Raw genomic sequence first — 22,446 nt, 5'->3', positions numbered from 1 at the left:
AAATTTTGGTGAAAGCTATGAGTTTGTCCCAACTCTTAAGAGAGTTTAGAGAAGTAATTAGCACTAACAATATAAATACTGTAGCCTTTGCAGGAATTCCTGGATTTTGCCAACCCTTTGCTGAACTCTTTGGTTTTGTTATCAGAGATAAAGAGCTTTACTTTATCCCATACACAAACTATAAAGATAGTAAAAAGCTAATTCTTAAAGAAAATATAGGGCTACAGATGGAAGACTTTGGAGAGCTTGATAAAGTTGATTGCTTAGTTATCTTTGGAGGCTTGGCTATGAAAAAGTTTAATATTAGTGAAGATAATGTTCAAGCTCTTATAAACTCCCTTTCACCTAAGCTAACCTTAGGGATATGTTTTATGAGCATGTTTAAAAAGGCCAATTGGAAAATAAAATTTGATTACCTCTTTGATATTTATATAAGTTATGAGGTTGAGAGGTGAAAATCTTGCATATCTTGGATATTGATGATTTAAGTAGAGAAGAAATATTAAAAATAATAGATAAAGCATTTTACTTTAAAGAGCATAGGAAAGAGCATGAGAAATTTTTAAAGGATAAGAGCTTTGCCCTAATCTTTGAAAAGCCTTCAACAAGGACAAGGATAAGCTTTGACTTAGCCATCTATGAAAGTGGAGGACACTCAATTATAATGAATCAGAATGAGATACATCTTGGTAAGAAGGAGAGCATAAAGGATACTGCAAGGGTTATAAGTAGATATGTAGATGGAATCATAGCAAGGGTTAATAGGCATAGTGATTTGGAAGAGATGGCTAAGTATTCTGATGTTCCAGTTATTAATGCTTTAAGTAATCTCTCTCATCCATGTCAAATATTAGCTGACCTAATGACAATAAAAGAGCATAAAAAAAGTTTTGAGGTTAAAGTAGCTTACTTAGGAGATGGAAATAATGTATGCAACTCTCTAATTTTAGGCTGTTCCATCTTAGGGATAGATATTTATGTGGCCACTCCAAAAGGATATGAACCAAACTCTGGGATAGTGTTGAAGGCTAAGAAATTTGCTGAAGAGAATGATAGTGTAGTGTTAATAACAAATGACCCTAAAGAAGTTGCTAAAGATGCTGATGTCATTTACACAGATGTATGGCTTAGCATGGGAGATAAGAAAGATTTAGAAGAGATAAAAAAGATCTTCCCCCCTTATCAAGTAAATTCTAAGTTGTTAGAGTTGGCTAAGGAAGATGTTATAGTTATGCACTGTCTCCCTGCAAGTAGGGGGATGGAGATAACTGATGATGTTATTGATGGAGACAGATCAGTTGTCTATGACCAAGCTGAGAACAGGTTACATGCTCAGAAAGCCTTACTTTATCACATATACAAGTGATCTTAAATGGATATAAGGGAAGTGAAGCCCACAAAAATAGTGTGTGTTGGTTTAAACTATATAGACCATGCTAAAGAGCTGAACATGGAAATTCCAGATGAGCCAGTGATCTTTTTAAAGCCAACCTCTTCCATTATTTACCATGAAGACTCTATTATTATTCCAAAATGCTCTAAGAGAGTTGATTATGAGGTTGAACTTGCTTACATAATAAAGAAGAAAGCCAAGGATGTGAGAAAAGAGGAGGCTGAGGACTATATATTAGGATATACAATTTTAAATGATGTGACAGCAAGGGACTTACAAAAGAAGGATGGACAATGGACAAGGGCTAAGAGCTTTGATACCTTTTGCCCCATAGGGCCTAAAATAGTTGATAATATAGAGCCAATGAACTTAAAAATAGAGTGTAGAGTTAATGGAGAGGTTAAACAGAGATCAAACACTAAGAATATGATATTTGATGTCTATGAGCTATTGGAATTCATTTCCTCCATCATGACCCTCTATCCAGGAGATATTATCTCAACAGGAACCCCTCCAGGAGTAGGGCCTCTTAAAAGGGGAGATGTTGTTGAGTGTGAAATAGAGAAAATAGGAATATTAAGAAACTTTGTTAAGTAACTTCTTTTTTGTTCCCTCTTTAAGCTCTTTAACAAAATCTTCAATCTCCTTCAGCATCTTCTCCTTATCATTTAAATTTTTCTCAACTATCTTAACTATTGCACTTCCAACTATAGCTCCATCTGCAACCTTACAGATCTCTTCTACATGCTCTTTCTTAGAGATTCCAAAACCTACACAGACAGGAAGATCTGTATATCTCTTAACCCTCTCAACAGTTTCCTTAGCTTCCTTAGCTAACTTCTCCCTCTCTCCAGTAATTCCAGTGGTTGAAACAACATAAATAAAGCCACTTCCCTTTTCAACAATCTTCTTTATCCTCTCATCAGGAGTTGTAGGAGCTACTAAGAAAATTAAGCTTACTCCATACTTTTCACAGATCTCATGTAAAGAATTGGCTTCTTCTATAGGGAGATCAGGAACTATTATTCCTGCAACTCCAGCCTCTTTACATCTCTTAACAAACTCTTCTTCTCCCATCTTAAAGATAATATTGTAGTAGGTTAAAAAAACCTTTGGCACATCTGGATAGAATTTATTAAGCTCTTCTACTAACTTAAATGCCTTTATTGGTGTCATTCCCGCATTCAATGCTCTAATGTCAGCTTTTTGAATAGTTAAACCATCAGCTACTGGATCTGAGAAAGGGATTCCAATTTCAACTATATCAGAGTATTTACATATTCTTTTTAAAGCTTCTAATGACACCTCATAGCTTGGATCTCCTCCAACATAAAAGGCTATAAAGGCTTTCTCTCCCTTCTCTTTAAGTTCTTTAAACTTCTCCTCTATCCTCATCTTTCAACCCTTTTTATTGTCTTTTAATTTCACAACCTCCTGGTGGTAAAACACTTAAGATATCTTCATCATCTACATCATACTCTTTAAAAATCTCTTTAAGTTCCTTAACCACTTTCCCCTTATCCTTATTTGAAGGTTTTAGTAAGACATACTTTATAAAGTGTTTCTTTAAAGTGTCTGGTGGAGCTGTTGTTATCTTTATGGAGTTGTCATATTCCAAAACCCCAATTCCAAGTTCAAGAGGAACATTTCTTATATAATTTCTCTTCCCCCTAATAACAAATGCTCCCCTCTTTAAATATTCTCCACTCTCAGCTCTTTTTGATATCTGGTCAGGCTTAACCCAGTAAGTGTCTAAGGCTCCATAACCTAACTTCCAAGCCTTTGAGTGAGAGACAGAGAATTTAGCCACTTCCATTAAGGTTTCTTCATCAACCTCCCTACCATTAGTTTTTATCACTGTAAAAGGAGCCCCTTGTATGTCAGCATGGAAGACAATGTCATCTTTATCAGTATATTTTTTAATAATAATCTCATTTGTAATAGCATCCTTTCCAGCTATGACTAAGAAGTTGTTAATAACTGTCCATTTAAACTTCTCATACCACTTTCTCTCCTTCTTAACCTTCTTCTTCAGAGCTTTCTTTTCCTCTATCTCAACATCTCTCTTCTTCTTAAGCTCTTCCAACTTCTTCTTACTCATCTCTATAGCCTTCTTTATCCCCTCTATCTTACTCTTAAACTTCTTAGCTTTATTATAGTAAGATTCAGCATTCTCAAATGTACTCTTTCTTATGTCTAAGACAACTCTCTCCTCTATCTTCCCATCAAGATCAGAGCTTAGCCTTACTATAATCTCTCCCTTCTTCTCATTAACCCCTTCAATAAGCTTTATAATTGGGTGTTCTTTATTCTCTCTTATAACTCTCTTAACCTCTTCCCATCCCTTTTTATCCTTAGCCACTCTAATAGCATTTAATATTTCCTCAACCAGCTGATAGTTAGAATAAATTAAATCTCCTTTAATTTGGTTCTTCCTAACCTCTTCCTCATAAGCCTTTAGAGTTTCTAACTGTCTTCTTAAAATACTTTCTTGCTTCTCAATCTCTTTCTCTAACTTGGACTTCTCCTTCTTAATTTCAACACTTGTTAAAAACTTGGCAAAGTATTCATCTAATGCCTCATAGAAGGAGTTAAAGTATCTTTTCTCATAATCTTTATATTTTCTTAACTCTATAGGGACAACATCAACTTCTTCACCATCTTTAATAACTATGTTTGGCTTTCTATTTCTTACAACTTCCTCATAAAGCTCTTTAGCTGTTAAAAATAACTTTTTAATCTCTTCCTCACTCAAATTCTTCTTTTTCTTATCTATATTTGCTCTCTCACAGATCTCTTCAGCATACAATCCTCCAATCCCTAAGATTCTTGAAACTAATCTTACACATTCAACCTCTTTATTTTTTTCAAAGAAATCTTTAAAGATTTCATAGGCTATACTATACTCTAACTTATTCAAGCTTAAGGGCTTCTGTGGAGGAAACTGATATTTCTCCTTTGGAGCTATCTTTCTGTTACTAAAGACTTCAACTCTTAGAGGAGCTATTATATTGTCCTCTTCATCTAAGAATATTATATTCCCATCCTTAAAGAGTTCAGCTATTATCTTATATTTCTTCTCTCCAATGGAAAACTCTAAGAGTAAAATTCTATCAAATTCAACCTGATCAATTCTTAAAAGCTTAGCATTCTTTAAATACTTCCTTAAAAGCATGGCAAAGGATGGAGGGAGCTTAGGTTTTTCTCTCTCATAGCTGGTTAGAGTAACATATTTATATTTCCCAACACTTATAACCAATTCATTACTACCATCCTTATGTATCTTAATTATTAACTCCCTATTATCATCTTTGTCAATTAAAAAGGCCTTATCAAATCTCCCTCCCTCTAAGAATTTCAGTTCATTTACTATTGAGCAGAGGTCAACATTAGTAATTTCCTTTTTCATAAGACAACACCTAAAAAACTATTTTTTGATCAACTATGAGAAGAGATGAATACTTTGAGAGGTTGTTAGAAGTTATTGAAGAGCTTAAGATTGAGGCTGAAGATAAGCCTATTGTTGTTGAAGGAATTAGAGATGTGGAAAGCTTAGAGAGGTTAGGGATTGAAGCTACATTTATTGTTATAGCAAAGACCCCAATTTATCTAATAGCTGATGAACTAATTTCTTTGGGAGTTAAAGAGGTTATCTTATTAACTGACTTTGATAAGAGAGGGAGAAAGTTAGCAAAGGCAATAGTTGAAGAGTTCAGACAGAGGGGAATAAAGGTTAATACCAAAATTAGGAAAGAGATTTTTATTTATACCAACAGTGGAATAAGGGATATTGAAAGCCTATTCTCTTATATAAATAAGAGGTTGTGGTAAAATTTTTTATCATAATCTATCATTATTAATAATGATAAATTTCTTGGGGAGAGAATGGAAGAGATAGCTATAGGGCCAGTACATCCAGCTATGTTAGAACCACACAGGTTAAGGCTATTCATTGAGGATGAAATTATTAGAGATGCTGAGCTAACTATAGGCTCTAACTATAGAGGCATTGAGCTTATAATGGAAGGATTACCACCAGAGAAAATAACAAACCTTGCAGAAAAAGTTTGTGGAATTTGCTCTCATATACATGTCTGGACTTGTGTCAGAGTTGCTGAGAAAGGTTGCTCTATAGATGTTCCAATAAAGGGAGAGTATATAAGGGCTATAGTTGAAGAGTTTGAGAGGCTCCACTCCCATCTCTTACTCTTTGCTCACATGTATGAGGTTTTAGGATTTGAAACAATGGCTTATAGAGCTTTTATGATTAGAGAGCATGTTTTAAAAGCTTTAGAATATATAACTGGTGGAAGGGTTCAATACTCTTGCCCAGTTATTGGAGGAGTTAGGCCAAGGTGTAACATTAAAAAAACCTTTTGGCTGGAAGAGAAGTTAGATTTCTTAGAAGAAGGGATTAAAAAGTTATTGAATAGAACTATAAAGGATCCTATGATTTTAGCAAGGACTAAAGAGGTTGGTTATTTAGATAAAGAAACAGCTATAAAGTATCATGCAACAGGGCCAACTGCAAGAGCCTCTGGTTTGTCTTGTGATCTAAGAAAGAGAGATTATATGCCAATCTATAATAACTTTGAGTTTGAAGAAATTGTATTAGATGATGGAGATATATTAGCAAGGCTATTAGTTAGATTTTATGAGTGCTTTGAATCCATAAAGATACTTAGACAGGCATTAGAGGACATTAAGGAGATGGAGGATAGAGTTTATAATCCTAACTATACACTTAGAGAATTTAAACCCTTAGATATCTATCATGAAGCTCCAAGGGGAGTAGTTTTATATGGCTATGGTTTAGATGAAAATTGGAGAGTTAGGCAAGTGTTAATAAGAACTCCTTCACTAACCAACTTAGCCACCATGGAAGCTATTCTTCCTGGTCATCATGTTTCAGATGCTGAGCCTATCATAGTTAGCTGTGACCCATGCTTCACCTGTACAGATAGAGCAGTATTTAAAAAAGAGGTAGAGCATGTTAGGGACAGAAATCTTAGGAATTAAGTTTAAAAATCCTGTGTTCTTAGCAAGTGGCATAATGGGAGAAACTGGAAGTTCATTAGTTAGAATGGCCAAGGAAGGAGCTGGAGCTGTAACAACTAAGTCAATAGGATTAAAGCCAAATCCTGGGCATAAGAATCCTACAATAGTTGTGTTGGAAGACAGTTTATTAAATGCCATGGGCTTACCCAATCCTGGAGTTGATGAGTATATAGAAGAGTTAAGAGAGGCTAAGAAAAGAATAGAGAAGATGGGAGTTAGAATTATTGGCTCTATCTATGGAAAGGATGAAGATGAATTTAGAGAAGTGGCTAAGAAGATAGAGGATTATGTAGATATAATAGAGCTTAACATCTCTTGCCCCCATGCTAAGGGTTATGGAGCAACAATAGGACAGGATCCTGAGTTATCCTATAAAGTATGTAAAGCTGTCAAGGAAGAGGTTAAAGTTCCTGTGTTTGCTAAGCTAACCCCTAATGTCTCTAACATCTTAGAGATAGCTGAGGCTTTAGTAGATGCTAAAGTTGATGGCTTTGTGGCAATAAATACAGTTAGAGGGATGAAGATAGATATTAAAGCTAAGAGGCCAATCCTATCTAACAAATTTGGAGGCTTGAGTGGGAAAGCTATTAAGCCAATTGGTGTTAAGATTGTCTATGACTTATATGAAAACTTTGACAAACCAATTATAGGGGTTGGTGGCATCTTTACAGGAGAGGATGCTATAGAGTATATGATGGCTGGGGCTTCAGCTGTTCAAGTTGGAAGTGCTGTTTATTTCAGAGGCTATGATGTCTTTAAAAAGATATGTGATGAGATAAAAGAGTTTTTAATAGAAGAGAACTTAAAACTAAAGGAAATTGTTGGGATAGCCCATGAATAAACCTGAACTTTTAGCTCCAGCAGGAGATTTAACTTGCCTTGTAACAGCATTTAAGTATGGAGCTGATGCTGTATATTGTGGTTTAAAAGAGCTCAGCATGAGAGCTAATGCTAAGAACTTTACAAGAGAGGAGCTTAAGGAAGGGGTTAAGATTGCTAAAGATTTAGATAAAAAAGTTTATTTATGCTTAAATACTGTCATCTATGAGGATCAGCTAAAGAAGGCTTATGAAATCTTGGACTTTGCAAATTCTATAGAGGTTGATGCTGTCATTTTAACAGACATCTCTCTAATGGAAATTGCCAAAGAGTTCTTAGAGGTTCATGCAAGTGTTCAGTGTAATATAACAAACTCTTCCTTAGCCAAATTTTATAGTAAGTACTGTAAGAGAGTTATTTTATCAAGAGAGCTCTCTTTAAGTCAGATAAGAGAAATTAGGGAAAATTTAAAGAAGGATAAAGTTGATTTAGAGTTAGAGGGCTTTGTTCATGGCTCCCTCTGTGTGGCAATAAGTGGAAGATGCTTTTTAAGCTCTTATCTCTTTAATAAGCATGCAAACTGTGGAGAGTGCTTACAACCATGTAGGAGAAGATGGAAGTTAATAAATGAGCACTTTGATGGCACTTATGAGTTAGTATGTGAAGGAAAATATTTACTCTCTCCTAAGGATCTCTGTATGATTGAGCATATCCCAGAGCTGATGGAAGTTTTAGACTCTTTTAAAATTGAAGGTAGGGCTAAGAATGCTGACTATGTGATGAGAGTAACAAAAATTTACAGAGAGGCTATAGATTCAGTTTTTGACAATACTTATTATGAAAAATTAAACTATTTTAAAAAAGAGCTTAACAAGATTTATAATAGAGGTTATGATACAGGCTTTTACTTTAGAGATAAGCCAGACTTCCAATATGAAAGAGAGGGAAATATCTCTAACTATAGAAAGGTTGAGATTGGAAGGGTTGTTAATTACTACAAAAAAATAGGTGTTGCTGAGATAGAGCTTTATGGATCACTGAAGGTTGGAGACACCATCTTAATCATTGGAAAAACTACTGGCTGTGTTGAGGAGAAAGTTGAGGAGATGCAAATTAACCATAAATTTGTTGATAAGGCTGAGAGGTGTAGAGTAGGAGTTAAAGTTAAGAATAGGGTTAGGGAGGGAGATAAAGTCTATTTACTTAAAAAACTAAATTAAAATCCAAATAATATTTTTGGGGACAACATACTTTAAAATATTCTCTGTAAATATCTTTAACTTTTCCTCATTACTACTTAAAACAATAATTCCATCAACAAGTGTTTCAAGAGTTATTATAAGATTTATAGCCTTTAACAATGTTTCAGCATCACTTAACTCTTCTTCTAAGATTGGCTTTTCATTACAGATAAAATTTGAGCCCTCAATTAGGTTCTCACAGTTAAGATCTACTTCTTCCTTTTCCAAGAGAGGGAAAATTATATATTTATCATTTTTGCTAACAATATCTAAGATCTCTTTTAAATCATCTACTTTATACATCTTAACCTTTCCCTCTAACCATAAAGAGCCTAATTTCCCAGATAGAGGTAAGGAAATCTTAGCCTCTTCCATCCAATCCCTTTTTATGGTTTTCTACCAACAGGCATTAATAATAGAACATGACCATCAACAATTCCCTTTAATATCTCTTCAACCTCACTATCAATAAAGGCTCCTATTGACACTGTTCCTAAGCCTAAGGATGTAGCCATTAAATAAACATTCTGTGCAACATGTCCAACTTCCATATGGACATATCTATAACCTCTCTCTCCATAAACAGATGTGGTTCTTTCAAACTTTGCAGCTATAATTAAAACTATTGGAGCTGTAGCTATAAACATCTGTCTTAAAGCAGCTACAGCTAACTCATAACTTAATTCTCTCTCAGAGACTCTTAAAATTGAGTGTCTCTCTGGAATGTATTTATAGATTCCCTCAGGAATTCCTTCAACATCCTTAACATTCACATATATATTAAGTGGATATGTAGCTCCAGCAGATGGGACAGTTTTAAACCCTTTCTCATTTGTTATTCCATAGGCAGCAAATAATATATGGGAGAGCTCTCTTATAGTTAAAGGAGCTCCTAAGTATTCTCTTACAGATCTCCTTTTTAATAATACATCTTCTAACTTTACATTAACTATTTCAGGTAATTGAATCTCCATTAATTTCCCCTCACAAAAACTAATAGCTAAATAAAAACTTTAACCAAATTAAAGTATAAAAATTATACTCAATATTAATTTATAAATTTAAAACTATAAATAGTGTCTATTATGATCTTAGAGAAAAGTAAGGTAGAGATTACTGAAGACTTTATTAGAATCTTAGAAATCTTAAGAAGATATGCTAAAGGGAAGGATGAGAAGGCTGTTATCAAATTTTTAATTAACTACTTGGAAGAGGGAAAGATGTTAGAAGAGGATATAATTCCAATCTCAAAGAAAATTTTTGAAGTAGCTAAGAAAGTTGCTGATCATGACTTAAGAAAGGAGATTAAATATATTTTATTTGAGAGTAGTAAGAAGTTAAAAAGGAGTGAGAGGGAAAAAATAAATAAAATAATTGATATATTAGAATATCTAAAGAACTATATTGATAAGAAACCTTTTAAGTCTGAGGAAGACTATTATTTATTAACTGTCATAAATTTTAAGATTGAGAGGTTGGCATCAAACATAGTAACAAGTATTGAGGCTGAAATAAGAGATGTTGTTATGCTCTCTTTAAAAATTGGAGGAAATGAGCTAAAAAAGGAAGTTGAACTCCTCTTATTAGGAAGAAAGAGGAGGAAAGTTAATGAGAAATTCTTAGAAACTAAAAGGCTTTTAATAGAAACCTTGGAGATGATCAAAGAAGAGATCAGTAAAAAGGAGTATCTGTCATCAATAGACTATGAAACCCTCTTTTTAATTAACTTGAAGATATTTAGATTGGAAGAGAATATAATAAGAAATATAAATGAGGAGTTTAACTCTCTCCTTTCCTTAGCCAGAAAGGTTGGAAATTATAGAATGAGGGAAAAGATAAATATGATAAAAGAGAGCTTAAGATGATTTTTATGGATCCAATAGAATTTATACAGAAGTCTGCAAGTTCTATTAAAAACACAATGCTAAAATTAAAGTTAAAGTATAATCCCTTTTCTGAAAAGCCTATAAGGGGAAACACTAAATTCTTTGTTGGAAGGGTTTCAGAGTTAAGGGAGATTGGGGAAATTTTAGGTTCAGCCATGCATGGAAGTGTGGCAAATGCTGCAATTGTTGGGACTAAGGGGATAGGAAAGAGCTCAATGCTTAACATTATTTACTATGCCACAAAAAAGCAGGGGCACTGGGTTGTAGAGCTTACAGCTTCTCAAGTGACTCCAAGGCAGTTTTTAATTCAACTCCTTTACAATATATTAACTGAGAATATTATAAGTATGTGTGGCACTATAAAAACTGAGTATTTAGAGTATTCTCCAAAAATTTTAGAGATGTACAAGATGTTAAACAACTATGGGGATAAGGTTCCTATTCACTATCCAAGGGAGAGGATAGAGAGAGACTTACAATATTTAATTGATGAGGTTAAGGATCCTGATAAGCTATGCATAGTTTTAATAGATGAAGCTGACCAATTTGCTAAAAAGAGCTGTCTCTCTTTATTACAATTCTTCCACTCTTTTTTATATGAGGAAGGAATCTTAACCTTCATGGCTGGCTCTCCAACACTGATGGATAACTTAACAAGAATCTCTCCACCAATTAAGGATAGGATTCCAAAGATTATTAATATGCCTCCTCTCTCAGTTGAAGAGTCTTATGACTTAATAAAGAGAAGGTTAGAGGATGCTCACACTGAAGGGGCTGAGGAGTTTGAGCCTTTCACTGAGGAAGCTATAGATAAGATTGTTGAAGAGTGTGATGGGATTCCAAGGAAGATAATAATGACATGCTCAGAATCCATTTCCATAGCTATAAAAAAGAATTTAACAAAGATAGATGAGAAGATTGTTACTGAAGCTATACACACCTTAGGGATAAGTGTGGGACATCAAATTTTAAACCATCTAACTCCAGCACAGTCAGAGATTGTTAAAGCCATGGCCAAGCTTGGAGGAAAGGCAACAGTAACACAGCTCTCAGAGTATTTAAAAAAGTCTCCTGGAACTATAGGGACACATCTCTCAGACATCTGTGAGATGGGTTATATCTACAAAGAGAGAGAAGGGAATAATGTTTATTATATTTTATCAAGGGAATTGAGGGAGGTTCTTTTAAAGGGTGATTAAATGAGATGTGATATCCAAAGTATGGAGCCAAATATAAAAATTCCTCTTAGTAGGGTTGGAATAACTAACCTAAAAAAATTGGTTAGAATAAAAAGAAAGAAGAAAAGACCTATAATATTAATGGCCAATTTTTCAGTTTTTGTTAATCTTCCCTCTAACCAGAAAGGAATTCACATGAGCAGACATCCAGAGGTTATTGAGGAGATAATAACTGAAGCCTTAGAAGAGGAGAGTTACTCAATAGAAAACCTCTGTGTAGAGATTGTTAAAAAGTTACTTCATAAGCATGAGTACTCTACAGAGGCCTATGTGGAGATGGAAGCTGACTACATGGTTGAAGAACTTTCCCCAGTATCAAAGAAGAGAAGCCAAGAGGTTCATAAGATCATTGGAGGAGCTAAAGGAGTTAGAGAGAACAATAAAATTAAAATTAGAAAAATTATAGGGGCTGAAGTTACTGGCTTAACTGTCTGCCCCTGTGCTCAAAACCTTGTTAAGGAGGAGTGCTTAAATAAACTTAGAGAGAAGTTTAGTGAAGAGGAATTAAAGATTATTGAGAATTCAGTAATCTTTGCCTCCCACAATCAGAGGGGGGTAGGGAAGGTTATCTTAGAAGTGGATGAAGATGTTGATGTTGAGGTTACAAAGATTATAGATATTATTAAGAAGTCAATGAGCTCTGAAATCTTTGGCCTATTAAAGAGAGAGGATGAAAAGTTTGTTGTCATCTCCTCTCACAAAAATCCTAAGTTTGTTGAAGACTGTGTTAGAGAGATGGCCAAGAGGATTTTAGAGCTTAACCTCCCCAACAACACCTTAGTGCAAATCACTCAAATCAATGAAGAGAGTATTCATAGGCATAATGCCTTTGCTCAGAAGATTTCAACCATAGAAGAGCTGAGAAAGGAGTTAAATGATGAAAGTGTTAGTAGTGGGAGTTAATACAAGGCCTATAGCCAACTCTTTAAAGAGAGCTAACTATTATGTTTGCTCAGTCTCTTACTATGCTCCTGAGGATCTCTTAGCAGATGAAATATACTATTTTATAAATAAAGATAGACATGGTAAATTTTCAGAGAATTATAGAGAGGAGCTTTTAACAAGGAAAGTTAATGAAATTCATGAAGAGTTTGACTATATTTTAATAGGCTCTGGAGTTTTTGAAAGAGAGAATTCTAAGGTTTATGATTGGGATAATGTCCTTGGCACTGAGCCAAAGAAAATTAAAGAGCTTAGCTACAAACCAAGAATTTATAGAGAATTAAAGAGATTAGGCTATGAAGTTCCAGAGTTTAGAGTAGCTAAAAATTATAAAGACTTAGAGAAATTTTTAGATGAATTTAATAAAGCTGTTGTTAAACCACCCTCTGGAAGTGGAGGTTTTATAAGGAAAATAACTTCCTTAGATAATTTAAAAAATATTAAGTTTCCTATTTTAATTCAAGAGCTTATTGAAGGAAAAAGTTTTAGTGCAAACTTCATAAACAACATATTTATATGCTACAACAAACAAATTATAATTAATGGACTATACTCTGGAAACAGAACTCCATATCCTTTAAATGGTGAGATTTGGAAGAAATTATTAGATATTAAGGAGATTTTTGACATTAAAGGAATGTGGGGAGTTGATTTTATTCTTAAAGATAATAATGTTTTTATTTTAGACATAAACCCAAGGCTCTTAGGAACCTTTGAGACTATTGAAATGGCTTCTAAAACTAACCTATCAAGGGCTTTAATAAATAATTTAGAGGTTAAGCCTAAAAGTACAGTTATAAAGAGGATAGTCTTTTCTAAGAGAAGGGTTAGAGCTAAGATTAAGCCATGTAAATTTGTTTTTGACATCCCTAAATTTGGAGCCATAATAGAGAAGGGGGAGCCATTAGCTACAGTAATAGCTAACAGAAATTTAAAAAGTGTGATAAAAAAGATTTATGAGTGGTGCATATGAAAAAAAGATTTTTAGAGGATCCATTAGTTCAGGAATTCCTCTTTAATGTGTTTGAGGGAGATGAGACTGGTTTTGAGTTATTAAAAGTTTTACTTGATAAAGGAGAGGTTACAGAGGAAGAACTTGCTAAAGAGCTTGGACTAAAGCTTAATATCATTAGGAAATTACTCTATAAGCTCTATGATGCAAGATTAGTAGCTTATAGAAAGTGGAAGGAAGAGGATAGGAATTGGTTTTATTACACTTGGAAGCCAACCATTGAAAAGCTTCCATATGTTTTAAAAAAGAGAGTGCTTGAGCTAATTAAAGAACTTGAAGAGAGATTAAGATATGAAAAAGAAAATGTCTTCTTTTACTGTGAGAGATGTAATATAAGGATTCCCTTTGATAAGGCTATGGACTTTAACTTCCAGTGTCCAGCCTGTGGCTCTCAGTTAAAGGAATTTGACAATTCTGAAATTATAAAAGAGTTGGAAGAGCAAATAAAATTTTTAAAAGAGGAGTTAAAGAAGAATCCAATTATTAATAGTGGTAAGGTAAAAACATGAAGCCTCTTAAGTTGTTAAAAAGTCTATGCTCAGAGGATGTTGTTAAACACTGTCTCTCAGTCTCTAACTATGCTTATGAATTAGCTCTAAGAATAAAGAATAATGGACATGATGTAGATGTTAAACTTGTTAAGCTTGGAGCTTTACTACATGACATAGGGAGATCTAAGAGTCATAAAATAGATCATGGGGTTATAGGAGGAGAAATTTTAAGAAAATATGGGTTTGATGAAGAACTTTGTTTAATAGCTGAGAGACATATAGGAGCTGGAATTACAAGAGAAGAGGCTTTAAAATTTGGCCTTCCTTATAAGGATTTTGTGCCAACAACCTTAGAAGAGAAAATAGTGGCTCATGCTGACAACTTAATCTTTGGCACTAAGAGAGTTCCTCTATCAAAGGTTTTAGATAAATTTAGAAGTAGAGGAGCTGAGGAAGAAGTGATAAAGAGGATAGTTAAGCTTGATGAAGAAATTATAAATTTACTGAGAGAATAACATAGGGCCTATGGTGATCATTAAGTAAAACACTAACATACTTCCTGTCATGGTTATGGCTGAAATTAGGAGCATTCTATTAATTTTAAATCCAAACAATGGGACAGAGAAGAGAGCTCCAACTACAACACTTCCCATTTGAATAACATCTAAACATCTTTTAATATCCTCAGGATTTATTTGAGGAATATTACCAACCCCAGGCAATGTTTTACCAAGCACCATTAAGTAAGAGGCTAAAAGTGCTGCAACACCTGGGACAACTAAGCAGATCATGATGAAACCCATAGCCAAGCTGTTAGCTGTAACACTCATTAGCTGCCTCTTGTATAATCTAAAGTCTTCTAATGTTTTAGCTAATGTCTTTAAAGTTTCTGATAGATTTCCTCCAAACTTTCTATTTTCAATCATGATTTTTCCTAACATTCTTAGAATTTTTGAGTCATAGAATGTTGAAACTATTGTCATGGCATCTTCAAAGCTTAACTTCTGCTTTTCTATTAAATAAAGAACTCTTGCAAAGACTGGGCTAACCTCTTTAATATTGGCTCTAACAACTTCATGTAGGGCTTCATTAATTGATCTTCCAGAGTCTAAAGCTAATACAATAATATAAAGAGCCTTTGGTAAATTTTCCTCTAACTTCTCCATCTTAGATTCATAAAGTATTGAAGGTAGAGAAAGAGCTGCTCCAAAGTAGAGAAGAGTCATGATTATGGTGGATTTAAAACTTAAATTAAGTAGTCTTGAGAGAATTATAGGAATAATAACAGAGAAAGCTAACATTAGGAAAAATTTTTTTTCATCAAAACTTTTCCCTAACTTTTTAAAGATTAATAAATTTCTTTTTATTACTCTTTTATAAATTAATTCTAAGTATTTCAATTTATTCCACCTTCATTTTTACAAATACTCCAAATATGATAGCTAAGATTGGTCCTAAGTTTAGCATTAAGAAATTAACAGCATTTAATATCCCACTAAAACCTTGGTTGGAAATCATAGCAGACATAATAAGCCCACTAAATGGCATTATTAAACCCACCCCAAAGGCTAAGTTTCCAAGATTCTGGATCATAAACTTTGAAGTATCTAACTTTGATAAAGACTCTCTAACAATCTCTTCATACAATTTTTCTAATAAGAGAGATAAATTTCCTTTGTTATAACCAATAATCATTTGGTCAAAGACTTTCCTTAACAATGGAATAGTTGTTCTTATTATGGCTCTCCTTAAAGCATCTTCAAATGTCATTCCTGAATTTATATCTCTAATAATTAAAGCTGCTTCATAAGACAAAACTCCATACTCTCTACTTCTGGCTAACCCTGTTAGTATTTCTGGTAGAGAGGCTCCAGCTTTTAATAGAGATGTCATATAAAGTAATCCTAATAATATCTGTAATTTTATTTCTCCTTTGAAAATTATTAATTTTAATCTTGGGTAAAATGGTGAGATGGCTAAGAGAATAACACTAAATATTAACCCTTTAAAAAACCCATCTATAATATTATTATCAAGAATTCCCAAAAATACAAATATTAAGAATATTGATATAACATACATTAAAACTTTTTTGAAATAGGCAATTTCATCCTTATATCCTAAGATTATTAAATCATACTTAGTTATCAACTTCCTTCTTTTAAGTGCTGAAGATATTGAAGCTGCAGCCTTTCCTAATAAATCTTCAGGCTCATGAATTAATAAGTCTTCATATTTTTCTATACCAATACTTTCTTCAGTAGTTAAAAGTAAGTCTTCATCAATTTCAAATTTTTCTTCTTCTTTCTCTTTTTTTAACTCTTTTAATAACTCTCTGTCAGGCACTTTTAAACCTAAATAAACTAAAAATATATCAATCTTTTTTTTCAGCTCTTTAATAAAGTTTTTTTTATCTACTTTATTTTTATTTTTTTTCATAAAAATCAGCTTGTAAGTTTTTTAAGAGCATTCTCAGGATTTATCTGAAATTCTCTTATATACTTTGCAACATCCTCCAACTTTCTAATATTATTTTTATATAAGTAAGTTAAAAGTCTTTTTCTCATATTTCTGTCTCTAAAAAGCTCTTCTCTTGAAATTCCAGCAATTTCACAAACCTCTTCTTCCCACATACAAACTCCTTTCCTCTCCAGCCCGTCTTTGGTAGCACTGTATTCATAGAGTGTTGTCTTTGCTATTTCAGTTTCTCCTCCACTTGGTAACACTTCTATAATCCCTAATATTCTTCTAAGGGTTTTCCCTCCTCTCCTAATTCTTTGGATGTTTATAATGAAGTTTAGAGAATTCAACATAATAGGAGGAACATTCATAGGAGGACTTAGAAGTCTTAATATTGCCTCATCTGCACTATTGGCATGTAATGTTCCTGAGCATCCATCATGTCCTGTATTCATAGCCACCAATAGGGAATAAGCTTCCTTTCCTCTAACCTCTCCAACAAATATTCTGTCAGGCCTCATTCTAAGAGCATTTTTTACAAGATCATCCATAGTTACTTCATACTCTGGCATCCCAGGCCTTGCTGGCCTTGTTATTAACCTAATAACATGCCTATGTGGGATCTGTAATTCTGGAGTATCTTCAATAGTAATAATTCTTTCATTATACATAGAAAATAAAGAGAGAACATTTAATAATGTAGTTTTTCCTGAACCTGTTCCTCCAACAATCAATGAGTTAGCTGGCTTAGCTCCAAAATAACCTTCAACAGCCTGCCAGAGGAAGGCAGCTGTATCTACATCTAAGGTTCCAAAGTTTATTAAGTCTATAACAGTTAAAGGCTCTCTTGAGAACTTTCTTATAGTTATTGTTGCTCCATTCATACAAATGTCTGAGGTTGTGGCATTAACCCTACTACCATCTGGTAGGAAGGCATCTAACATAGGAACCCTTGAATCTATAGTTCTATTGACTAAAGAGGCTATACTCTCTATAATTCTATCTACTTCATTTCTATCTAACACTATGTTGGTTTCACACATCTGATGTTTCCTATGAAAAACAAAGACAGGATGATTATAACCATTAACCATAACTTCCTCTAAGTTAGGATCATTCAGAGGAATCTCTAATAGTCCAAGCCTTCCTATCAATAAATAGTAAAATTTGGCTAATTCATCAATATTTGGAATATTTATATCATATCTCAAAGAAAAGTTTAGGATATAGTCCCTAATTTGCTCATAAGTTACTAATCCAAGATCTGTAATTTGGGTTTTTATAAGGTTAAAATAGTTACCCTTTTCCAACTCTTTGAGAGACTCATATATTTTATCTACATCAGGAATTCTATAGTAAGTAAATCCTCCTTCCCTAACTATAAATACTTCACACTCAATTTCATCAACTTTTACACTATATTTATCTAAAATCTCAGACTCACTATCTTTTTTTAAAATTTTCTCTTTTTTCTTATCAGGTTCTTTTCTTAACTTATCAAGGATACCCATTTTTATCTACCTTAAGATAATTTTAAAGTTTTTTATAACTTAATTATAATAAAAAAAATTTTATTATTTTTAGTAATTACATTGTTTAATAATATAAAATTTTAAGGTGAAAAGTTTGGATGTTGGTAGCTATGTAAGGATTAAAACTAAAGATGGAGAATTTGAAGGGCTTATCTTACCATCAGTAGATAACAATATTGTAACCATAAAAATGAGAAATGGCTACAATATTGGAATTTTGAAAGAGAAAATTTTAGATGTTGAAATATTAAAGAGAAGAGAAGTTAAATATGAAATTCCACCAATAAGTATAGAGAGTGAAGAGGAAGAGCTTATCTCTATTTTATCAACTGGAGGGACTGTAGCCTCTAAGGTTGACTATGAAACTGGAGCTGTTCATCCTTCATTTACAGCTGAAGATCTTATAAGAGCTGTTCCTGAACTGTTGGAGATAGCTAAGATTAAAGGAAGGGCTGTAATGAACATATTAAGCGAAAATATGAAGCCAAGCTATTGGGCTGAGATAGCTAAGGCTATTGAAGAAGAGGTTAAAGAAGGGGCTAAGGGAATAGTTATAGCCCATGGGACAGATACTTTAAGCTACACAGCTGCAGCTCTCTCTTTTATGGTTAAAGGAGATGTTCCAATTATCTTAGTTGGGGCTCAAAGAAGTAGTGATAGGCCATCCTCAGATGCTTATTTAAACCTATTAAGTTCAGTTTTAGCTGCAAGAGAAAGGATTAGAGGAGTTTATGTAGTGATGCATGGGGAAAGCTCAGATACTTTTTGCTACTTGCATAGTGGGGTTAGAGTTAGGAAAAGCCATAGCTCAAGAAGAGATGCATTTAAATCTATAAACTCTCTACCAATAGCTAAGATCTATCCTTTGGAAAGGAGAATAGAGTATTTAGAAGAGGTTGAGAGTTCTGAGAAGAGAGGAGAAATAGAGATAAATACTAACTTAGAGGAAAAAGTAGCTCTAATAAAGGTTTTCCCTGGAATGGATGGAGAGATAATAAATTACTATGTTGATAAGGGTTATAAGGGAATTGTTTTAGAGGGAACTGGCTTAGGGCATGCTCCTGAATATATCTTTAATAATATTAAGTATGCCATAGATAATAATGTTATTGTTTGTATGACCACTCAAACAATAAATGGAAGAGTAAATATGAATGTCTATTCCAATGGAAGGAAATTGAAAGCTTTAGGGGTTATTGGCTGTGAAGACATGCTTCCAGAAGTAGCTTATGTTAAACTTATGTATCTCTTAGGAAACTATAAATCTGAAGAGGTTAAGGAATTAATGGGTAAAAATTTAGTTGGAGAGATTAGCTATAGAAGTAGGTTTGACACTTACTAAAAATTTTTAGGTGTAATTATGGTTAGGAGGAAAAAGGTAGATAAGTTATTTGTAAGAATACACTTTGAAGGGAACAGCTTTGAGGGAGAGTTTGACTTTGATGCAGTTGTTAATTTAAAAAACCTCTTACTTAAATATCTATGGACTGGTAAGAGGGATCCAATATTTGTTTGGAACATGGAGAAAAAGTATTTCTCAATTATTGACCCTGCTAAGATCTGTGCCATTGAAGTGGAAGGCTCTTTAATGTTCTTAGATGATATCCCAGAGAAGAGGATGGAGTTAAAGTCATTAAGATATGAGGAAAGAGGTGAGTAAGATGAAGAGAGTCAAAACTGGAATTCCAGGGATGGATGAAATCTTACATGGAGGAATTCCTGAGAGGAATGTGGTTCTCCTCTCTGGAGGTCCTGGGACAGGGAAGTCTATATTTTGTCAGCAATTTTTATATAAAGGGGTTGAACTTTATGATGAACCAGCTGTTTTAGTGGCATTAGAGGAGCATCCAGTACAGATAAGAGAGAATATGAAGCAATTTGGATGGGATGTTAAGAAATTTGAAGATGAAGGAAAGTTTGCTATAGTAGATGCTTTCACCTATGGTATAGGGAGTGCTGCTAAGAGAGAAAAATACTTAGTTGTTGATCCAAATGATGAGAGAGAGTTAATAGATGTATTAAAGAGAGCCATAAATGACATTAAAGCTAAGAGGGTTGGGATAGATTCAGTCACTACCCTTTATTTACACAAACCAATGATGGCAAGGAAGACAGTATTTTTATTAAAGAGGGTTATCTCAGGTTTAGGATGTACTGCAGTCTTCACCTCCCAGATCTCTGTTGGAGAGAGGGGCTTTGGAGGGCCAGGGGTAGAGCATGCTGTTGATGGAATTATAAGATTAGATTTGGATGAGGTTGATGGAGAGTTAAAGAGAAGTTTAATAGTTTGGAAGATGAGGGGGACAAGTCATTCACTAAAGAGACATCCATTTGAGATAACTGATGAAGGAATTATTGTTTATCATGATAAAGTATTAAAGGTTAGATAAACCCTATTTTAATTTTTAAGGTGGAGAAGAATGATAGAGATTAACTATCAAAAATGTGGCTACTGTGGAGCCTGTGTAGGAGTCTGTGAGCCTATGGTTTTGCAATTAATGGAGAATATGGTTATTGTCACAAATGAAAACAAGTGTAAGAAGTGTAAAGCCTGTGAAGTTGTCTGTCCTTTAGATGCTATAAAGGTGAAACAGTAATGAGAGAGCTTAAGGAAAGTTATGACATCATAGTTGTAGGTGCTGGTCCTGGGGGAAGTTGTTCAGCATATGCATCAAGTAAGTTAGGAGCTAAAACTCTTTTAGTTGAAAAGTCCCAGGAAATTGGGGAGCCTGTAAGGTGTGCTGAAGCCATTCCTGGCTTAGAAAACTTAGGAATAGAGTTAGACAGCTCTTTTATTAGATCAGAGGTTAATGGTGGCTACATCTTTACACCCTCAGGAAGAAAAATTTTAGTTGAATCTGATAAAGCTAAGGGTTATGTTGTTGAGAGGAAAATTTTTGATAAATATTTAGCTATAAGAGCTGCTAATGCTGGAGCTAAGGTTGCTGTAAAGTCTAATGTTGTTGGGTTGGAAAGAGATGGAGATGAGTGGTTAGTTGAGATTGAATACTTAGGAGAAATTTACAAGGTTAGAAGTAAGATAGTTATAGCTGCTGATGGTGTTGAGAGTAACATAGCTGAATATGCTGGGCTGAAAAGTAAAAAAAAGCCTTTAGAAGTTTGCTCATGTGCAGAGTTTGAAATGGTTAATGTTGAACTTATAGATAAAAATAAGTTAGAATTTTACTTTGGTAATGAGATAGCTAAAGGAGGCTATGCCTGGATCTTCCCTAAGGGAGATGCTGCTAATGTAGGCTTGGGGGTTAGAGATAAGAAGAAAAAAGCTATTAACTATCTCTATGACTTCTTAGAGAATGAATTAGTTAGAGATAGGCTAAAAAATGCTACTCCTATAGAGCTTAAAGTTGGAGGGGCTCCAGTTTCTGGACCTATTGAAAAGACTTACACTGATGGCTTATTAGTGGTTGGAGATGCTGCTGGGCAAATTTCTCCACTAACAGGAGGAGGAATCTACTTAGCTATGGACTGTGGTTTAATAGCTGGGGAAGTAGCTGGAGAAGCTATAAAAAATAAAGATTGGAGTGAAGAATTTTTAAAAACCTATGAGGAGAGATGGAAAGAGAAATATTACAATATGTTAATGAATCATCTAAAGTATAGGAAGGTTTTAGAGAAGTTGAGTGATGATGAAATAGAGGAGTTGGCAGAGGTTATAGGAGAGAAGTTAGAGGACATAGACTTAAAAAAGTTTGCTAAAAAGATTTTAATGAGGCCTAAGCTCTTAAAGTACTTTAAGGACTTTGTCTTTTAACCACTAAAACAGGGCAGGGAGCATTTTTAATTACTCTCTCAGCAACACTTCCTAATAATATCCTCTCCAACCCTGTTTTTCCTGTGGTTCCCATAACTATTAGATCAGCTTCTTTTTCTTCTGCAAATTTAACTATCTCTTCAGGAGGAATTCCCTCTAACATTTTAACCTCAACATCTACTCCTTCTTTTTCACACATCTCTTTTACTTTATTTAATATCTCTTCTCCTTCTTCCTCTAAGACCTTAGTTATTAACTCCCAACTACCTTCCATAGGTAAGCCAATAAATGGGGAAACATCAACAACATACACTCCATATATTTTAGAGTCTAAATTCTTTGCTATAAATATTGCATGCTTTAAAGCTTTCATTGACACATCAGAACCATCAGTTGGGACAACAATTTTCTTGTACATACTTTTAACCTCTCCAGGATTTTTAGGTTTTCTATTAAAATGTTTAAGTAAAGGCTTATAAAAGTTGTTATTTTTTAATAAAATTGTTTTTAATAAAAATAAAGATAGTTTTATCAAAAAATATATATACCGTTTTTAGTTTATATGATAATATTACCATTCCCTACATTATTATGAAATAGTC

Annotated in this window: 26 protein-coding genes; 18 read left to right on the top strand and 8 right to left on the bottom strand. The window is 33.7% G+C overall.

Features of this window, described 5'->3' with window-relative positions:
- Positions 1 to 17: 17 nt before the first annotated feature.
- Genes METIN_RS01685 through METIN_RS01675 form a run of 3 tightly spaced genes read left to right on the top strand, consistent with a single transcriptional unit; the run spans position 18 to position 1,990 of the window.
- Entirely contained in the window at positions 18 to 455 is a 438-nt protein-coding gene (locus METIN_RS01685; protein ID WP_048203298.1) for a DUF2124 family protein, read from the top strand.
- A 5-nt stretch (positions 456 to 460) separates the two neighbouring features.
- Positions 461 to 1,366: an ornithine carbamoyltransferase gene (gene argF / locus METIN_RS01680; protein ID WP_013099752.1), complete on the top strand. Its 906-nt coding sequence runs from the start codon at positions 461 to 463 to the stop codon at positions 1,364 to 1,366.
- 6 nt (positions 1,367 to 1,372) lie between these two features.
- Entirely contained in the window at positions 1,373 to 1,990 is a 618-nt protein-coding gene (locus tag METIN_RS01675) for a fumarylacetoacetate hydrolase family protein (protein WP_013099751.1), read from the top strand.
- On the opposite strand, the gene trpA is transcribed toward METIN_RS01675, so the two are convergent.
- The gene (gene trpA / locus METIN_RS01670; protein WP_013099750.1) at positions 1,970 to 2,788 is read right to left on the bottom strand and encodes a tryptophan synthase subunit alpha; all 819 of its coding nucleotides are present in this window, start codon (positions 2,786 to 2,788) and stop codon (positions 1,970 to 1,972) included. The genes METIN_RS01675 and trpA overlap by 21 nt on opposite strands.
- Positions 2,789 to 2,801: 13 nt before the next feature.
- Complete coding sequence (gene rqcH / locus METIN_RS01665) at positions 2,802 to 4,802, bottom strand: ribosome rescue protein RqcH (RefSeq protein WP_013099749.1); 2,001 nt, start codon at positions 4,800 to 4,802, stop codon at positions 2,802 to 2,804.
- A 35-nt stretch (positions 4,803 to 4,837) separates the two neighbouring features.
- Here rqcH and METIN_RS01660 point away from each other — a divergent pair, with 35 nt between their 5' ends.
- From METIN_RS01660 to METIN_RS01645, 4 genes are read left to right on the top strand one after another with little or no spacing between them, the layout of a single operon-like run.
- Positions 4,838 to 5,224: a toprim domain-containing protein gene (locus METIN_RS01660; protein WP_013099748.1), complete on the top strand. Its 387-nt coding sequence runs from the start codon at positions 4,838 to 4,840 to the stop codon at positions 5,222 to 5,224.
- A 54-nt stretch (positions 5,225 to 5,278) separates the two neighbouring features.
- Positions 5,279 to 6,412, top strand: coding sequence for a hydrogenase large subunit (locus tag METIN_RS01655; RefSeq protein ID WP_013099747.1), 1,134 nt, complete (start codon positions 5,279 to 5,281; stop codon positions 6,410 to 6,412).
- Complete coding sequence (locus METIN_RS01650) at positions 6,384 to 7,292, top strand: dihydroorotate dehydrogenase (protein WP_013099746.1); 909 nt, start codon at positions 6,384 to 6,386, stop codon at positions 7,290 to 7,292. Before METIN_RS01655 ends, METIN_RS01650 begins: the two co-directional genes overlap by 29 nt.
- The gene (locus METIN_RS01645; protein ID WP_013099745.1) at positions 7,285 to 8,490 is read left to right on the top strand and encodes a peptidase U32 family protein; all 1,206 of its coding nucleotides are present in this window, start codon (positions 7,285 to 7,287) and stop codon (positions 8,488 to 8,490) included. Before METIN_RS01650 ends, METIN_RS01645 begins: the two co-directional genes overlap by 8 nt.
- Here the strand turns inward: METIN_RS01645 and METIN_RS01640 are convergent.
- Complete coding sequence (locus tag METIN_RS01640; RefSeq protein ID WP_013099744.1) at positions 8,482 to 8,886, bottom strand: hypothetical protein; 405 nt, start codon at positions 8,884 to 8,886, stop codon at positions 8,482 to 8,484. The two genes, METIN_RS01645 and METIN_RS01640, sit on opposite strands and share 9 nt — an antisense overlap.
- Positions 8,887 to 8,897: 11 nt before the next feature.
- Complete coding sequence (locus tag METIN_RS01635; protein WP_013099743.1) at positions 8,898 to 9,485, bottom strand: SagB/ThcOx family dehydrogenase; 588 nt, start codon at positions 9,483 to 9,485, stop codon at positions 8,898 to 8,900.
- A 111-nt stretch (positions 9,486 to 9,596) separates the two neighbouring features.
- Between METIN_RS01635 and METIN_RS01630 the strand changes: the two genes are divergently transcribed.
- From METIN_RS01630 to METIN_RS01605, 6 genes are read left to right on the top strand one after another with little or no spacing between them, the layout of a single operon-like run.
- Positions 9,597 to 10,376 carry a hypothetical protein gene (locus METIN_RS01630; protein WP_013099742.1) on the top strand — a complete coding sequence of 260 codons (780 nt, stop codon included), beginning with the start codon at positions 9,597 to 9,599 and terminating at the stop codon, positions 10,374 to 10,376.
- A 5-nt stretch (positions 10,377 to 10,381) separates the two neighbouring features.
- Complete coding sequence (locus METIN_RS01625) at positions 10,382 to 11,596, top strand: ArsR family transcriptional regulator (protein WP_048203505.1); 1,215 nt, start codon at positions 10,382 to 10,384, stop codon at positions 11,594 to 11,596.
- Entirely contained in the window at positions 11,597 to 12,538 is a 942-nt protein-coding gene (gene mptA / locus METIN_RS01620) for a GTP cyclohydrolase MptA (protein ID WP_013099740.1), read from the top strand.
- Positions 12,510 to 13,550, top strand: a complete 1,041-nt coding sequence (locus tag METIN_RS01615; protein WP_332247459.1) for an ATP-grasp domain-containing protein — start codon at positions 12,510 to 12,512, stop codon at positions 13,548 to 13,550. The genes mptA and METIN_RS01615 overlap by 29 nt, the downstream gene beginning before the upstream one ends.
- The gene (tfe, locus tag METIN_RS01610; RefSeq protein ID WP_013099738.1) at positions 13,547 to 14,098 is read left to right on the top strand and encodes a transcription factor E; all 552 of its coding nucleotides are present in this window, start codon (positions 13,547 to 13,549) and stop codon (positions 14,096 to 14,098) included. The genes METIN_RS01615 and tfe overlap by 4 nt, the downstream gene beginning before the upstream one ends.
- The gene (locus tag METIN_RS01605) at positions 14,095 to 14,595 is read left to right on the top strand and encodes a TIGR00295 family protein (protein ID WP_013099737.1); all 501 of its coding nucleotides are present in this window, start codon (positions 14,095 to 14,097) and stop codon (positions 14,593 to 14,595) included. The genes tfe and METIN_RS01605 overlap by 4 nt, the downstream gene beginning before the upstream one ends.
- On the opposite strand, the gene METIN_RS01600 is transcribed toward METIN_RS01605, so the two are convergent.
- From METIN_RS01600 to METIN_RS01590, 3 genes are read right to left on the bottom strand one after another with little or no spacing between them, the layout of a single operon-like run.
- Positions 14,581 to 15,480 (bottom strand): type II secretion system F family protein, encoded by a 900-nt coding sequence (locus METIN_RS01600; RefSeq protein WP_013099736.1) that lies wholly within the window; start codon positions 15,478 to 15,480, stop codon positions 14,581 to 14,583. The two genes, METIN_RS01605 and METIN_RS01600, sit on opposite strands and share 15 nt — an antisense overlap.
- Position 15,481: 1 nt before the next feature.
- Entirely contained in the window at positions 15,482 to 16,519 is a 1,038-nt protein-coding gene (locus tag METIN_RS01595) for a type II secretion system F family protein (RefSeq protein WP_013099735.1), read from the bottom strand.
- A 5-nt stretch (positions 16,520 to 16,524) separates the two neighbouring features.
- Positions 16,525 to 18,051 carry a type II/IV secretion system ATPase subunit gene (locus tag METIN_RS01590; RefSeq protein ID WP_013099734.1) on the bottom strand — a complete coding sequence of 509 codons (1,527 nt, stop codon included), beginning with the start codon at positions 18,049 to 18,051 and terminating at the stop codon, positions 16,525 to 16,527.
- Between the two features lie 115 nt (positions 18,052 to 18,166).
- On the opposite strand from METIN_RS01590, the gene gatD reads away from it, so the two are divergent.
- From gatD to METIN_RS01565, 5 genes are read left to right on the top strand one after another with little or no spacing between them, the layout of a single operon-like run.
- Positions 18,167 to 19,414 (top strand): Glu-tRNA(Gln) amidotransferase subunit GatD, encoded by a 1,248-nt coding sequence (gene gatD / locus METIN_RS01585; protein WP_013099733.1) that lies wholly within the window; start codon positions 18,167 to 18,169, stop codon positions 19,412 to 19,414.
- 18 nt (positions 19,415 to 19,432) lie between these two features.
- On the top strand, positions 19,433 to 19,732 hold the full coding sequence (locus tag METIN_RS01580) for a hypothetical protein (protein WP_013099732.1): 300 nt from the start codon (positions 19,433 to 19,435) through the stop codon (positions 19,730 to 19,732).
- Position 19,733: 1 nt separating this feature from the next.
- A complete protein-coding gene (locus METIN_RS01575; RefSeq protein ID WP_013099731.1) occupies positions 19,734 to 20,462 on the top strand; it encodes a KaiC domain-containing protein in 729 nt (242 codons plus the stop codon).
- 30 nt (positions 20,463 to 20,492) lie between these two features.
- Entirely contained in the window at positions 20,493 to 20,669 is a 177-nt protein-coding gene (locus METIN_RS01570) for an ATP-binding protein (protein ID WP_013099730.1), read from the top strand.
- Complete coding sequence (locus METIN_RS01565) at positions 20,669 to 21,844, top strand: geranylgeranyl reductase family protein (protein WP_013099729.1); 1,176 nt, start codon at positions 20,669 to 20,671, stop codon at positions 21,842 to 21,844. Before METIN_RS01570 ends, METIN_RS01565 begins: the two co-directional genes overlap by 1 nt.
- Here the strand turns inward: METIN_RS01565 and METIN_RS01560 are convergent.
- Positions 21,825 to 22,262 carry a universal stress protein gene (locus tag METIN_RS01560; protein ID WP_013099728.1) on the bottom strand — a complete coding sequence of 146 codons (438 nt, stop codon included), beginning with the start codon at positions 22,260 to 22,262 and terminating at the stop codon, positions 21,825 to 21,827. The two genes, METIN_RS01565 and METIN_RS01560, sit on opposite strands and share 20 nt — an antisense overlap.
- Positions 22,263 to 22,446: the final 184 nt, after the last annotated feature.

Source organism: Methanocaldococcus infernus ME, assembly GCF_000092305.1.
Lineage (GTDB): Archaea > AGJL01 > Methanococci > Methanococcales > Methanocaldococcaceae > Methanocaldococcus > Methanocaldococcus infernus.
Note: the sequence above shows the minus strand (reverse complement) of the source record. Positions and strands in the feature narration are given on the sequence as shown.